This window comes from Cycloclasticus sp. PY97N, assembly GCF_002443175.1.
GTDB lineage: Bacteria > Pseudomonadota > Gammaproteobacteria > Methylococcales > Cycloclasticaceae > Cycloclasticus > Cycloclasticus pugetii.
Map to the genome: position 1 here is coordinate 436,417 of NZ_CP023664.1, position 13,010 is coordinate 449,426.

At 44.0% G+C, this 13,010-nt stretch carries 15 protein-coding genes; all 15 read right to left on the reverse strand.

What is annotated here, in order from left to right:
* Positions 1-47 precede the first annotated feature (47 nt).
* Positions 48-800 carry a twin-arginine translocase subunit TatC gene (gene tatC, locus CPC19_RS02185; RefSeq protein WP_015006927.1) on the reverse strand — a complete coding sequence of 251 codons (753 nt, stop codon included), beginning with the start codon at positions 798-800 and terminating at the stop codon, positions 48-50.
* A 42-nt stretch (positions 801-842) separates the two neighbouring features.
* Entirely contained in the window at positions 843-1,055 is a 213-nt protein-coding gene (gene tatA, locus CPC19_RS02190; protein WP_015006926.1) for a Sec-independent protein translocase subunit TatA, read from the reverse strand.
* Between the two features lie 36 nt (positions 1,056-1,091).
* Positions 1,092-1,409 (reverse strand): phosphoribosyl-ATP diphosphatase, encoded by a 318-nt coding sequence (locus CPC19_RS02195; RefSeq protein ID WP_015006925.1) that lies wholly within the window; start codon positions 1,407-1,409, stop codon positions 1,092-1,094.
* Complete coding sequence (hisI, locus tag CPC19_RS02200) at positions 1,406-1,792, reverse strand: phosphoribosyl-AMP cyclohydrolase (protein WP_016390840.1); 387 nt, start codon at positions 1,790-1,792, stop codon at positions 1,406-1,408. Before hisI ends, CPC19_RS02195 begins: the two co-directional genes overlap by 4 nt.
* On the reverse strand, positions 1,789-2,562 hold the full coding sequence (hisF, locus tag CPC19_RS02205; RefSeq protein WP_016390841.1) for an imidazole glycerol phosphate synthase subunit HisF: 774 nt from the start codon (positions 2,560-2,562) through the stop codon (positions 1,789-1,791). The genes hisI and hisF overlap by 4 nt, the downstream gene beginning before the upstream one ends.
* A 1-nt stretch (position 2,563) precedes the next feature.
* Positions 2,564-3,298 (reverse strand): 1-(5-phosphoribosyl)-5-[(5-phosphoribosylamino)methylideneamino]imidazole-4-carboxamide isomerase, encoded by a 735-nt coding sequence (gene hisA / locus CPC19_RS02210; protein WP_015006922.1) that lies wholly within the window; start codon positions 3,296-3,298, stop codon positions 2,564-2,566.
* 64 nt (positions 3,299-3,362) lie between these two features.
* On the reverse strand, positions 3,363-4,025 hold the full coding sequence (hisH, locus tag CPC19_RS02215) for an imidazole glycerol phosphate synthase subunit HisH (protein ID WP_015006921.1): 663 nt from the start codon (positions 4,023-4,025) through the stop codon (positions 3,363-3,365).
* A gap of 20 nt (positions 4,026-4,045) precedes the next feature.
* Complete coding sequence (gene hisB, locus CPC19_RS02220; RefSeq protein WP_015006920.1) at positions 4,046-4,639, reverse strand: imidazoleglycerol-phosphate dehydratase HisB; 594 nt, start codon at positions 4,637-4,639, stop codon at positions 4,046-4,048.
* A gap of 86 nt (positions 4,640-4,725) precedes the next feature.
* Positions 4,726-4,980, reverse strand: a complete 255-nt coding sequence (locus CPC19_RS02225; RefSeq protein WP_015006919.1) for a MoaD/ThiS family protein — start codon at positions 4,978-4,980, stop codon at positions 4,726-4,728.
* A 61-nt stretch (positions 4,981-5,041) separates the two neighbouring features.
* Positions 5,042-6,901 (reverse strand): aldehyde ferredoxin oxidoreductase family protein, encoded by a 1,860-nt coding sequence (locus CPC19_RS02230; protein WP_015006918.1) that lies wholly within the window; start codon positions 6,899-6,901, stop codon positions 5,042-5,044.
* A gap of 338 nt (positions 6,902-7,239) precedes the next feature.
* On the reverse strand, positions 7,240-9,060 hold the full coding sequence (typA, locus tag CPC19_RS02235; RefSeq protein WP_015006917.1) for a translational GTPase TypA: 1,821 nt from the start codon (positions 9,058-9,060) through the stop codon (positions 7,240-7,242).
* Between the two features lie 66 nt (positions 9,061-9,126).
* A complete protein-coding gene (locus tag CPC19_RS02240; protein WP_016390842.1) occupies positions 9,127-9,525 on the reverse strand; it encodes a rhodanese-like domain-containing protein in 399 nt (132 codons plus the stop codon).
* A 46-nt stretch (positions 9,526-9,571) separates the two neighbouring features.
* On the reverse strand, positions 9,572-10,168 hold the full coding sequence (locus CPC19_RS02245; RefSeq protein ID WP_016390843.1) for a bifunctional 2-polyprenyl-6-hydroxyphenol methylase/3-demethylubiquinol 3-O-methyltransferase UbiG: 597 nt from the start codon (positions 10,166-10,168) through the stop codon (positions 9,572-9,574).
* Positions 10,168-11,607 (reverse strand): TrkH family potassium uptake protein, encoded by a 1,440-nt coding sequence (locus CPC19_RS02250; protein WP_015006914.1) that lies wholly within the window; start codon positions 11,605-11,607, stop codon positions 10,168-10,170. Before CPC19_RS02250 ends, CPC19_RS02245 begins: the two co-directional genes overlap by 1 nt.
* A gap of 2 nt (positions 11,608-11,609) precedes the next feature.
* Positions 11,610-13,001: a Trk system potassium transporter TrkA gene (trkA, locus tag CPC19_RS02255; RefSeq protein WP_016390845.1), complete on the reverse strand. Its 1,392-nt coding sequence runs from the start codon at positions 12,999-13,001 to the stop codon at positions 11,610-11,612.
* Positions 13,002-13,010: the final 9 nt, after the last annotated feature.

Consider the following 13,010-nt stretch of genomic DNA (forward strand, 5'->3'; position numbering starts at 1 on the left):
GTATGCTGGTGAGCACATAGTAATAATTAGGAGTAAAAATAGTGTTTTCATTGGGCTGTTTGGTGTTCGGTTGGTCGAGCAAACCTTTTTGACATTAAAAGGCCTATTTCAAAAAGTAACCACATGGGTAAAGCTAATAAGGTTTGAGAGATAATATCAGGTGGTGTTAATAACATGCCAATAACAAAGGCGCCAACGATGATATAAGGGCGCTTTTCAGCCAAGCTTTGTGGTGTTGATACGCCAGTTTTAACCAACAAAAACGTTGCAATAGGCACTTGAAATGCCATGCCGAAAGCAAAAAATAGCGTTAGGATGAAATCTAAATATTTGCTGATATCAGTCATCACGGCAACGCCTTCGGGCGCGGTTGCTGTCAGAAACTTGAAGATCAGCGGCATGACGACAAAATAAGCGAACAGCATACCACCATAAAACAGGAAAGTAGCAGCGCTAATTAACGGTAAGGCGATGCGCTGTTCATGTTGATAAAGACCCGGAGACACAAACAGCCAGACTTGGTAGAAAACCCATGGAATGCTAATAAAAACGGACAACATTAGGGTTAGCTTTAGCGGTGTTAGGAAGGGTGAAATTACTTCAATTGCCACCATGCTAGTGCCTTCTGGCATATGGGTTAGCAGCGGTTGAGCGACCAATGAGTAGATGTCATTCGCGAAAGGAGCCAGTGGCAAAAAAACGACGAGCAGACCAATGATCGCGTGAATAAGACGCGTTCGCAATTCAACTAAGTGCGAAACGAAGCTGGTTTCTTGGTCGTTAGGGTCAATGTCTGACATAAGGTAAAACGTTATCAGCAATGAACGCCAGTAAAGCGTTAATTACTGCGTCGAGTCGTCTTTTTTAGTATCGTCGTTAGCGACTGATTTTTGATGATCAGTGTCTTTTTCTTTTTCGCCTTCTTTCATGGCGCCTTTGAAGCCTTTGATTGCGCCACCTAAGTCGCCACCAAGGTTACGTAAGCGTTTTGTGCCAAATAATAAAAGCACAATAACGAGAATAATAATTAATTGCCAAATGCCGATGCCACCCATGGTAACCTCTAATTGAAAGTTGTAGTAAGAATCATTCTACTTGGTTCTATTGGCTTTTTCATCTAGCCCAGATAGCCCAAAGCGGCGCTCAAGTTCCTTCAGCACATCGTCAGCACTTAAGTCTTGTTGTGCTAATAAGACCAGTGAATGAAACCACAGATCTGCCGTTTCGTAAATAATTTGTGTTTTATCGCCAGACTTAGCGGCAATGACCGTTTCTGTTGCCTCTTCGCCAATTTTCTTAAGAATGGTATCAAGCCCTTTATCATATAAACTGGCAACATAGGATGCTGTGGGGTCATCTTGCTTGCGCTGCTGCAAGATGGTTTCAAGTCGCTTCAGTATGTTACTCATTTTGAATAAATATTTTTGGGGTCTTTTAAAACAGGGTCTGTGTCTTGCCATTGTTCATCGACTAATTGCCGATAAAAGCAACGTTCCCGGCCAGTATGACAAGCAATACCGCCTTTTTGTTCAACAGACAGTAGGATAACATCTCCATCGCAGTCTAAGCGAATATCGTTGATGATTTGTTGGTGACCAGATTCTTCACCTTTATGCCAAAGTTTATTGCGAGAACGCGACCAATAAACAGCGTGCCCTTGTTCAACGGTAAGCTGTAAAGCTTGTTGGTTCATCCAAGCAAACATAAGTATTTTGCCTGTTTTGTGGTCTTGAGCTATAGCAGGGAGAAGGCCTTTTTCATCCCATTTTATTTCGTCAAGCCAGGTGCTCATAAGCGAACCTCTATACCATTATCTTGCATGTGCTGTTTTGCTTCACCAATACTAAACTCTGCAAAGTGAAATATGCTAGCAGCGAGGACTGCATCGGCTTTACCTTTAGTGACGCCCTCGACTAAATGGTCTAAGGTGCCAACACCGCCAGAGGCAATAACGGGTACTTCAACCGCTTCGCTGATGGCGCGGGTGAGTTCAAGATCAAACCCAATTTTAGTACCATCACGGTCCATACTGGTGAGTAAAATTTCACCGGCGCCTAAGGCAACCATTTTTTTTGCCCATTCGATGGCATCGATACCGGTTTCTTTTCGGCCACCATGGGTGAATATTTCCCAGCGTTTGGGTTCGTCGTTGGCGCTAACGCATTTAGCGTCAATAGCGACAACAATGCATTGTGAACCAAATCGCTCGGCGGCTTCCTTAACAAAGTTAGGGTTAAAAATAGCTGCGCTATTAATGCCAACTTTGTCTGCCCCTGCTTTTAGCATGCGGCTAATATCGGCTAATTCGCGAATACCTCCACCGACGGTTAGGGGAATAAAGACTTCATCGGCAACTTGTTCTATAACGTGCACAATGGTTTCGCGGTTATCCGAGGTGGCGGTAATATCAAGAAAGGTGATTTCATCCGCTCCTTCTTGGTCATAACGTCTGGCAACTTCAACGGGGTCGCCAGCATCTCGAATATCAACGAATTTGACGCCCTTAACAACACGGCCATTGTCTACATCTAGGCAAGGAATAATACGTTTGGCCAGTGCCATATTAAGCAAACGTCTCGGCTAGTTTTTCACCTTCAGCAAAATCAAGCGTGCCTTCGTAAATAGCCCTACCGGTTATGGCGCCCATGATGCCATCATCGGCCACCTTACCTAGGGCATAAATGTCATCCATATTGGTAATACCGCCAGAGGCAATAACTGGAATACGAATAGAGCGGGCGAGTTTGGCGGTGGCTTCAACATTGACGCCTTTCATCATGCCATCTCGACCGATATCTGTATAAATAATAGACTCAACACCGTCATTTTCAAAATGCTGTGCTAGGTCGATAACATCGTGATTAGATAGTTTTGACCAGCCATCAATAGCGACTTTGCCATCCTTTGCATCTAGGCCAACGATAATATGGCCAGGGAACTCTGCGCAGACATCACCAACAAAGTGGGGGGCGCTGACTGCCTTTGTGCCGATAATGACGTATTGTACGCCAGCATTAAGGTAGGTCTGAATAGTATCTTCGTCGCGGATACCGCCGCCAACTTGGATGATTAAATCGGGGTGAGCCTGCGCAATATCGTGAACAACACCTGCGTTTACAGGCTTGCCAGCAAAAGCACCGTCCAAGTCAACGAGGTGTAGCCGCTTAGCGCCTTCATTTACCCAGCGTGAAGCAACCTCTACAGGGTTGTCTGAAAAAATAGTTTCATCATCCATGCGGCCTTGGCGTAAGCGAACGCACTTACCTTCTTTAAGATCAATGGCGGGAATAAGAATCATGTTAGTTGTTCCTGGTGGTGTTAAGGGTTGCGTTTAAAGGGTATCTGTTTGATTGGAAAAATAGTTAAGCATGTCCATTTGATTCAGCTGTACCATCCCATTTTAAGAAGTTTCTAAGTAACTGCAATCCTGCATGTTGGCTTTTTTCAGGGTGGAATTGTACAGCGACTATATTTTTACACATAAGCGCACAGGGAAAGGGGGCTGGGTAGTTTGTGGTAGCAGAGGTGTGTTCTTCGCCCACTTCGCTAGCATGATAGCCATGAACAAAATAAAATCGTTCGTTTTGAGCTATATTATTAAAAAGTGGGTTTTTGTTTGTGTAATTAACTTCATTCCACCCCATGTGTGGAATTTTAATAGTATTTCCCTGTTCATCATATGTTCCTGATGGAAACTTTATAACATTTCCAGGGATAATGCCTAAGCATGTAACCCCATTGTTCTCATCGCTATGTTGCAATAACGCTTGCATACCAAGACAAATACCGAGTAAAGGTTTGTTCTGTGCGACTTGTTTAATGATGTCATCTAAGCCTGTTTTTTGTAGTGCAGCCATACAGTCACGAATAGCGCCTACGCCAGGGAAAACAACGTGATCAGCAGATAAAATAATATTTTTATCGGCCGTTACAATAACAGTAGCGTTTGGGGAAGCGGTTTTTAGTGCTTTTTCGATGGAGTGTAAGTTCCCCATCCCATAGTCAATAACGGCAACGGTGGCCATAATTTAGATCTCGTTTAGTGTTACAAGCAACCTTTTGTTGAAGGGACGATGCCTTCCATACGGGGGTCTCTTTCTAATGAAAAACGAAGAGCCCGGCCAAACGCTTTAAAGATAGTTTCAGCAACGTGGTGTGCATTAAGGCCTTTTAAATTATCTATATGTAAAGAGATGTTGGCATGGTTTACGAAACCTTGGAAAAATTCACGAAATAAATCAACGTCAAAATCTCCAATTCTTGCGCGAGGGAATTCGACATCGTAAACAAGTCCCGGGCGGCCAGAAAAATCGATTACAACCCTAGATAAAGCTTCGTCTAGTGGTACGTAGGCATGACCATAACGATAAATGCCTTTGCGGTCGCCCAGCGCGTCAGTAACAGCTTTGCCTAATGTAATGCCTAGGTCCTCAACGGTGTGATGAGCGTCGATATGCAAATCGCCCTTGGCATTAATGTCCAAATCTATCATGCCGTGACGAGCAATCTGGTCAAGCATATGTTCGAGAAAGGGGATTCCCGTAGAAAAGTTTGTTTTACCGTTACCGTCTAAGTTAATAGAAACTGAGATTTGGGTTTCTAGGGTGTCGCGATTAACAGTTGCTGTTCTGCTATCCATTTTTAAAGTATATGCTATGTTGCGAGTAAGCTGGCATTTTCCCAATAACGAGAAAGGATAGCAAGCAGGAAATAGGCGTTTATCTGTTAGCCGCCAACAACCGGAGGCCAGAGACTTAACGTGTCGCCATCTTTAAGCAGTGTGGAGTCACGTTTGTCTTTGTCGATATAAGTGCCATTTAAAATAACTAAATGTAGAGTCTTATGTGATAAATTTTCACGATCGGCAATGCTGGTGATGGTATCACCAGCTTGAATAGGAACCGTTCTAATTTCTCCGCCTATATTTTCAGGTGCTATTTTAGCTAAAGAGGCGAAAAGTTTGAGGGTGATTGTAGGCATGTTCTATATGGTAAAGACAGAGCAGTCACAACGACTGCTCTGTCGGATACAAAGTGATAATTTACAAACTTAGGCGTTGTTTTGTTGCTTCTTTAAGTGTGCCGTCTTGATTCCAACCACGAACTTCGTAGTATTCGGGCAACATTCTATCTAACTCACAAACTTCACCTTTTGCAGGGCCTGCTTTGACAGGCTCACTTAATAAGCGAGGTGGAAGCGTGTCATCGGCAGCAGTGAAACCAGCATTGTTGTTGAACTCACGCTCAAGGTTCCAAACGCGCTCGCCTAATTGGCCGAGTCTTTCAGCTGTCCAGTCGCCTTCGCAGGCAGCATCAATTTGTTCTGCCACTTCTTCAATGCCTTGTGCGAATGATGAGAAGGTGCAGATGCCGGCAGAATCAAACACACTAGTTGTATCTTGGAATGCCATCAGTAGTTCTGCTTTTCCTTCATAGGCTAATGGATCTGTTTTGAAAGGTATCCCGGCTGTTTCTGAGCCGTTAGTGTAACCACGTACGTGACAGGCGCCACGGTTTGATGTGGCATATCCAAGACCCATGCCTTTTACAGCACGAGCATCATAGGCTGGAAACTCTTGCCCTTTAACAACAATAGCGAGGTCTGGGCGGCCGTATTTTTCACAAAAACGAAGTGAACTTTGAGCGAGTTCTTGTCCAAAGCCTTCATGTTTTGCAATCAGTTCAATACATTCCACCATCGCCTCAGCATTGCCAAAGTTCATTTCAATGCCGCCAGTATCTTCTTTTGTAAGGATGCCTAGCTCATATAACTCCATGGCTGCAGCAATAGTGGCGCCTGCTGAGATGGGGTCAAGAGCTTGCTCATTACAGACAAAGTTAGCATAGGTCACGGCGTCTAAATCATCTACACCGGTATCGCAACCTAATGCCCATGCAGCTTCATATTCATTACCACCAGAATTACCTTTAAAGTGCTTATGGATGTCATCACGGTTTTTAATGCTGAAATGCTCTGGGTCGATTGTTGAGATACGTCCACAAGATATAGTGCAGGCAAAGCAGCCGGCATTTCGTGTTAAGTTTGGCTTACCGTCACTTTCCCTTGGTACGGCCATTGCCTCACTTGACAGTTTAGGTGCATTGTCAAAGGTGCTGTCTTGCCAGTTTCTAGCCGGTAAAGCACCCACTTCGTTCATATGGTTCATCATGACATTGGTACCTAAGGCGCTGAGGCCTTGAGTCATTTCACTGTCAGCGATAATTTTTTTAGCTTTGTTAGTGGCTTCGAAGAAACGTTTTGGATCTTTTATATTGCCAACACCTTTGCTGCCTCTAAGGGTCACCGCTTTGACATTTTTTGAACCCATAACAGCGCCTACGCCGGAACGCCCAGCAGCACGATGTAAGTCATTAACGATAGCAGAATATAGGTTGCCCTTTTCACCAGGTAGGCCAATAGCAGCGATTCTTAGTTGAGGGTCTTGGTGTTTATTATGAAGCCATTCATCGGCTTCCCAAACAGATTTGCCCCAAATTTCATCCGCCGGCAGGATCTCGCATTTTTCATCAACGATGCTGATATAAACTGGGGAGCTTGCTTTGCCTTCTAGGATAATCATATCCCAGCCAGCACATTTCATTTCGTTGCCAAAAAAACCACCTGAATTTGAGCAAGCCAGAGCATTGGTTAAGGGGCTTTTAGTGACACAAGAGTAACGACCACCCGTTGAAGCCATGGTGCCTGTTAGTGGGCCTGTTACCATATACAGCTTGTTTTCTGGCGCTAGAGGCTCGACGGTTGGGTCCACTTCTTCTGTAAGGTACTTTGTCGCTAGCCCTCTCTGGCCTAGATAAAGTTCTGCCCACTCCATATTGAGAGGTTCTTCAGAAGATGTCCTGTTTGTTAGATTTATGCGTAATACTTTTTTAGTCCAGCTCATGATCTACACCCTGAATATATTAGAATTGGTTTAGTATAGTAAGTCTGATGTGGATGAAAGACAATATGTTTTGATGAAATAAACGTTGTAGGGTGTAAGGATATGCTTACCCTGATTGAGGTTGTAGATGATTATTTACTAGGGATGTCAGGTCTATACTTTTAACGTCGCTAGAAAATTTATGAGAAGGATCTCACCAAACAAGGATTGTTTGCTAGGGAAGTGTAAAGGATTACACAATCAGTATGGATGCTGGTAAGGATCAAATTTTTTGCCAACCAAGCAATGCGACCACTTAACCGGCGGAGTTTACTCCGCCGGTTTTTTTGTGCCTGATATTAAGACTTTGGTGCGCGTGAGGCACGTTTACGTTCGTTTTCGGTTAGTAATTTTTTTCTTAGACGAATATGGTGAGGTGTGACTTCAACTAACTCGTCATCTTCAATAAACTCAAGCGCTTGTTCTAGCGTCATGACGACGGGAGGAACGAGTGTTAAGGCTTCATCTGTGCCCGATGCACGCACGTTAGTAAGCTGTTTGCCTTTGGTCGGGTTGACGACTAAATCATTACCGCGTGAATGAAGCCCCACGATTTGTCCTTCGTAGACTTCTTCGGCATGACCTAAGAATAATTTACCTCTTTCTTGCAGGTTGAATAAGCCGAAAGCCAATGTTTTGCCTTTGACCATAGAAACTAAAACGCCGTTTTGTCGAGAGGTGATTTCGCCGTCTTTCACTTGACCATAATGATCAAAGACACTGGTCATGATACCCGAGCCAGACGTCAGCGTTAGGAAGTGACCGCGGAAGCCGATTAAACCACGCGAGGGGCTCATAAATTCAAGTCGTATGCGTCCTTTACCGTCAGGCTCCATATTGGTTAGCTCGGCTTTACGTAAACCCATTTCTTCCATAATGGGTCCTTGGTGCTGTTCTTCAATGTCAATTACAACCATTTCGAACGGTTCCTGCATTTTGCCATCAATTTCTTTTTGGATGACTTCAGGGCGAGCAACACCTAGTTCAAAGCCTTCACGTCGCATGGTTTCTATCAGCACAGATAAGTGCAATTCGCCTCGACCAGATACGATGAATTTGTCAGGTGAGTCGCCGGGCTCAACACGCAGAGCAACGTTATGGATAAGTTCTTGGTTAAGACGGTCTTTAATATTGCGCGAAGTGACAAACTTGCCATCTTGTCCAGCAAAAGGTGAGTTGTTAACAGAAAAGGTCATGCTAACGGTTGGTTCGTCTACAGACAGCGCAGGCATGGCTTCAACATGATCAGGATCGCAGAGTGTGTCAGAAATTCCAAGACCGTCGATGCCGTTAATGCAAACGATGTCGCCAGCGAATGCTTCGTCAACGTCTATACGTTCAAGGCCTAAATGACCTTTTACGTTTAGTACTTTGCCTTTACGCTGTTTGTCATTGCTATCAATAATAGTAACGGTTTGCCCTGGTTTTAAGCTGCCACGAGTAATGCGACCAACACCAATAACACCCACATAGCTATCGTAGGCCAGTGATGAAATTTGCATTTGGAATGGGGCGTTTACATCAACAACAGGCGTGGGAACGTTGTCTCTAATAATTTCAAATAATGGGGTCATATCATCGGCTAGCTCATCTGCTTCTGGGCCAGCAATACCATTAATGGCAGAGGCATAAATAACAGGAAAATCGAGCTGTTCATCGGTGGCGCCAAGTTTGTCGAACAGGTCAAAAACCTGGTCAATAACCCAGTCAGGGCGTGCGCCTGGCCTGTCAACTTTGTTGATAACAACAATGGGCTTTAAGCCTTGTTCAAAAGCTTTAGAGGTTACAAAGCGTGTTTGTGGCATTGGGCCATCAACTGCATCAACCAATAATAGGACACAATCAACCATTGAAAGAACTCGCTCAACTTCGCCACCAAAATCGGCATGGCCCGGGGTGTCCACAATATTAATATGAAGACCTTGCCACTCAATCGCTGTGTTTTTTGCGAGGATGGTGATGCCGCGCTCTTTTTCTTGGTCGTTAGAATCCATGATTCTTTCTGTACCAGAGTTTTTACGGTCTAATGTGCCGGATTGTTCTAGTAATTTGTCAACGAGGGTGGTTTTGCCATGGTCAACGTGGGCGATAATGGCGATATTACGGAGGTTCTGTTTCACGAAATTAGGTTCCTTTGATTGGGTGAGTATCGGTTGATATGAATATGAGTTATGTATAGAGCGACGTTAGCTTTGTTCCCAAGGGAGTTGATGATAGCGCCAGCCCCCTAGCTTGCCTCGATGGTTGTTTTTATCTTTATCGCCTTCAAAGCCTTCATTCATGTTGTATAAGGACTGGTAGCCAGCCTCTTCTAATAATTTAGCCGCTTCCATTGAGCGTGCGCCACTGCGGCACATTAAAACAATGGTTGTTGACTTTGAAGGGACGTGCTTTTCAACCTGTTCAACAAAATCGGGTAAAGGTTTCCAGTTAGGTGGTCTTTTAAGCGGTACGTGGATAGCGCCAATGGGGTGGCCTACAAAAGAAAATTCAATAAATGTACGGGTGTCGATCAATACGGCATGAGAGTCGTTGTTAAGAATTTCGTAAGCCTGGGTAGGCGAGGTGCTTTTGATGCTAGTCATGGATTGACCTAAATTAACGTTAGCCGCTTATTATACAATGATATTTCTAGTTGAGTGGGGGTTTCAGCATTGCGGGCTTTTGAGCAATGAGAATGGCTTCATTTCGAAGGCCTTTACTAGCGTCGCCAATAAGGCCCTCCTCATGATAAATAATAGGTGTTAGTTGAGAAAAAAGGGATAATAACTCTCCTTTTTTCAGCAAAAAATCAGGGTTGCATGGCCCGCCCGGTTGCGCTTTTTCACGCGTAAATGTTTGATAAAAAAGCAGCCCTTGTGGCTTTAGTGTGGTGATGATGTCGTCAATGTGTTGTCGGTCTAGAAAGTATGAGACCGTAACAATATCGTAGTAATTTTTTGCAAACACACCATCGTTAATATTAACAACCGAGGTGCGTATATTGTCTGCAGGCCCTTTGCGCTGATCGATCTGACTGATAGCAACCGGTGAAATATCCCAAGCATCGACAGTTAGTCCTCGTTGAGCTAAAAAGAACGTATTGCCGCCCACGCCACAAGCTAGATCGAGGGCACGTCCTTGCTTGGGCAATAGGTGTGAATATTGAGATAACATAGCAGCCGGTTTAGGATCAGCTGCTTCTCGCTGACTATAGATACGGTCCCACTTGTGTTGTAAATCCGACACTAATCGCGCCAAAAAACAGGGCTAAATAAGACCAGCAAGGTGAAAATTTCTAGTCGGCCAAGCAGCATGGAAAAGCAGGCAATCCACTTGCTTGTGTCTGGAAGGGTTGCGTAGCTACTACTAATATCGCCTAGCCCCGGTCCGAGATTGTTAAGGGTTGCTGCAACGGCTGAAAAAGCGGTGATTTGGTCTAGTCCTGTCATCATCATTAAAATCATTAACAGACCAAAAGATAAAATATAGGCAGAAAAGAAACTCCAAACTGCATTGATAACCGGCCTTGAAACGACACGTTGATCAAGTTTTATTGGCATGTCGGCATGTGGATGGATCAAATGTGTTATCTCTTTGCCAAGCTGTTTGAGCAAAATTAAAATGCGGATAACCTTAATCCCGCCTGCTGTAGATCCGCCGCAACCACCATAGAAACTCATAAAAAGAAGTAACACCGGGATGAATAAAGGCCAGTTGGCGTGGTTGGAGGAAGTAAACCCTGTCGTTGTGGCGAATGAGACGACTTGAAATAGGGTTTGTTCAATAATATCAACATGACCTAAAAAAAGTAGGACTCCCGATATCAACAGAGTGTGTACAACGAGAATGCTGAGATAGGTTTGAAACTCATTATTATGAGTATAAACTTTAAGGCTGAGTGATTTGGCTGCTCTAAAGTGAAGTGCGAAATTTATACCCGCAACAAGCATAAATACAATGCAAATATAATTTAAGGCGGTACTGTCAAAAAAAGCAAAGCTCAGGTCATGGGTTGAAAAGCCTCCAATAGAAACGGTACTAAAACTATGTGTTAGTGCGTCAAAAAATGTCATGCCACCGATCCAATAGGCCAGTGTACATGCGATGGTTAAGCCAAGGTAGATCTCCCATAGTGCTTTGGCTGTTTCGGTGATACGGGGTGTCAATTTTGCATCTTTAACGGGCCCAGGCATCTCAGTTTTATAAAGCTGCATTCCACCGATGCCCAGCATAGGTAAGACGGCAACGGCGAGTACGACAATACCCATGCCACCAAACCACTGGAGTTGTTGACGGTAAAAAAGAATAGACTTTGGCAGCGTATCGAGCCCTGTAATAACTGTTGCCCCAGTAGTGGTTAAGCCTGAAATGGATTCAAATATAGAATCGGTTAATGACAAGGAAGGCAGACTAGAGAAATATAGTGGGATGGCTCCGGACAGTCCAAGGCTAACCCAGAAAAGAGTAGCAATAACGAAGCCATCTCGTGTTCTTAAATCTCCTTTAGCATTTTTGGCGCTTAACCAGAGCACAAAGCCGGTTAGGAAAATAGTAAAAAAACCGATCAAAAACGGTTGGTGGTTTTGTTCGTCGTAAATAAAAGACACGGCTATGGGTGGTAGCATGGTGATGCTAAATAGGCCTAATAATAGACCTGATACGCGTCTAATAACGTTGTAATGCATATTTAATTAATAAATCGGCGAAGGAAGGATTTTGGCGGCTGAAAAAGCGCCTCTACCTGGTGAATTAAAGACTTATCTGCAACAAAAATAATCAGGTGGTCACCACTTTTGATAATGACATCCTGTCTTGCTGGAATGGAAATATTCTCTCTTACTAAACCAATAATCATGCTGCCGTTAGGTAGCTTAACATCCCGTATGGCTTGACCATCGAGGTTATTCTTTTGTCCCCTACTTGAGACAATCGCTTCAAATGCTTCGGCTTTGCCCCGCAATAAAGAATGGACACTCGCAATAGCGCCTTGTCTGATATGCGATAATATTTTTCCAATGGTGGTGTGTTGAGGGTAAATGACATTATCAATGGCCCCGTTATCTACCATGCTCATATAGGCATTTCTATCGACTAAGCTCATGACAACCTTTGCGCCAAGGCTTTTGGCCAACATGGAACATAGAATATTCGTTTCATCGTCGCTTGTCAGCGTGCAAAAGACATCGGTTCTGTCAATGTTTTCATCCAGCAAAAAGGCCTCGTCTGTGGTGTCGCCGGACAGTACGATACTATGGTCTAACTGTTCTGATAGCTCGTAGGCTTTTTCGCTGCTTTTAGTGATGATTTTAACTTGTAAGGTGTTCTCAAGCTCTTTAGCTAAACCAAGACCAATGCGGCCGCCACCTGCAATAATTAATCGTTTATAGGCTTTATCTTGATTGAAGAGTACGCTCAGTACTTGCTGAATATCCTTAGATGGCGCAATAAAGAAAACGCGATCATGTTCTTCAATAATGGTGTGATAGTTGGGAATGATGATTTCGCTATCTCTATAAATGAGCGCTATTCTGGCGTAAACGCCACGTAATAAACGGGTCAAATCATCAAGTGATTTCCCGACTAATGCGCAATCTCGGTTGCATTTTGTTTCTACAAGGCTGAGGACGCCGTTAGCGAAGGATAAAACTTGCTGTGAGCCGGGATGCAAAATGAGGTTTTTTATAAATTGTACGATCTCATTTTCGGGGTTGATAATAACGTCAATTGGGATGGCGTTAGGGTTAAAAAGTTGTTCTTGAACGTCAATGAAGGTTCTTGCTCTTACGCGCGCGATTTTTTTCGGGACCTTAAATAAGTAGTGAGCGACTTGGCAAGCGGTCATATTTGTTTCATCGCTGTCTGTTGCGGCGATGATGATATCGGCATACTTGGTGCCGGCGCTTTCTAAGACATCTGGATGAGAGACATTGCCGCAGATGGCTGAAACATCAAGCCTTTCACAGACAGCGTCTATTACTTTTTGATCTTTATCAATCAGTGTGATATCGATATTTTCGCTAGACAAGTTGCTGGCAACGGTAGAGCCTACTCGACCGGCCCCTAAAATAATAATTCTCATAGGATACAG

Excerpts from the sequence above, each read along its gene's own strand:
- tatC (WP_015006927.1), bottom strand. The coding sequence starts at position 800 with ATGTCAGACATTGACCCTAACGACCAAGAAACCAGCTTCGTTTCGCAC.
- tatA (WP_015006926.1), bottom strand. The coding sequence starts at position 1,055 with ATGGGTGGCATCGGCATTTGGCAATTAATTATTATTCTCGTTATTGTG.
- CPC19_RS02195 (WP_015006925.1), bottom strand. The coding sequence starts at position 1,409 with ATGAGTAACATACTGAAGCGACTTGAAACCATCTTGCAGCAGCGCAAG.
- hisI (WP_016390840.1), bottom strand. The coding sequence starts at position 1,792 with ATGAGCACCTGGCTTGACGAAATAAAATGGGATGAAAAAGGCCTTCTC.
- hisF (WP_016390841.1), bottom strand. The coding sequence starts at position 2,562 with ATGGCACTGGCCAAACGTATTATTCCTTGCCTAGATGTAGACAATGGC.
- hisA (WP_015006922.1), bottom strand. The coding sequence starts at position 3,298 with ATGATTCTTATTCCCGCCATTGATCTTAAAGAAGGTAAGTGCGTTCGC.
- hisH (WP_015006921.1), bottom strand. The coding sequence starts at position 4,025 with ATGGCCACCGTTGCCGTTATTGACTATGGGATGGGGAACTTACACTCC.
- hisB (WP_015006920.1), bottom strand. The coding sequence starts at position 4,639 with ATGGATAGCAGAACAGCAACTGTTAATCGCGACACCCTAGAAACCCAA.
- CPC19_RS02225 (WP_015006919.1), bottom strand. The coding sequence starts at position 4,980 with ATGCCTACAATCACCCTCAAACTTTTCGCCTCTTTAGCTAAAATAGCA.
- CPC19_RS02230 (WP_015006918.1), bottom strand. The coding sequence starts at position 6,901 with ATGAGCTGGACTAAAAAAGTATTACGCATAAATCTAACAAACAGGACA.
- CPC19_RS02240 (WP_016390842.1), bottom strand. The coding sequence starts at position 9,525 with ATGACTAGCATCAAAAGCACCTCGCCTACCCAGGCTTACGAAATTCTT.
- CPC19_RS02250 (WP_015006914.1), bottom strand. The coding sequence starts at position 11,607 with ATGCATTACAACGTTATTAGACGCGTATCAGGTCTATTATTAGGCCTA.
- trkA (WP_016390845.1), bottom strand. The coding sequence starts at position 13,001 with ATGAGAATTATTATTTTAGGGGCCGGTCGAGTAGGCTCTACCGTTGCC.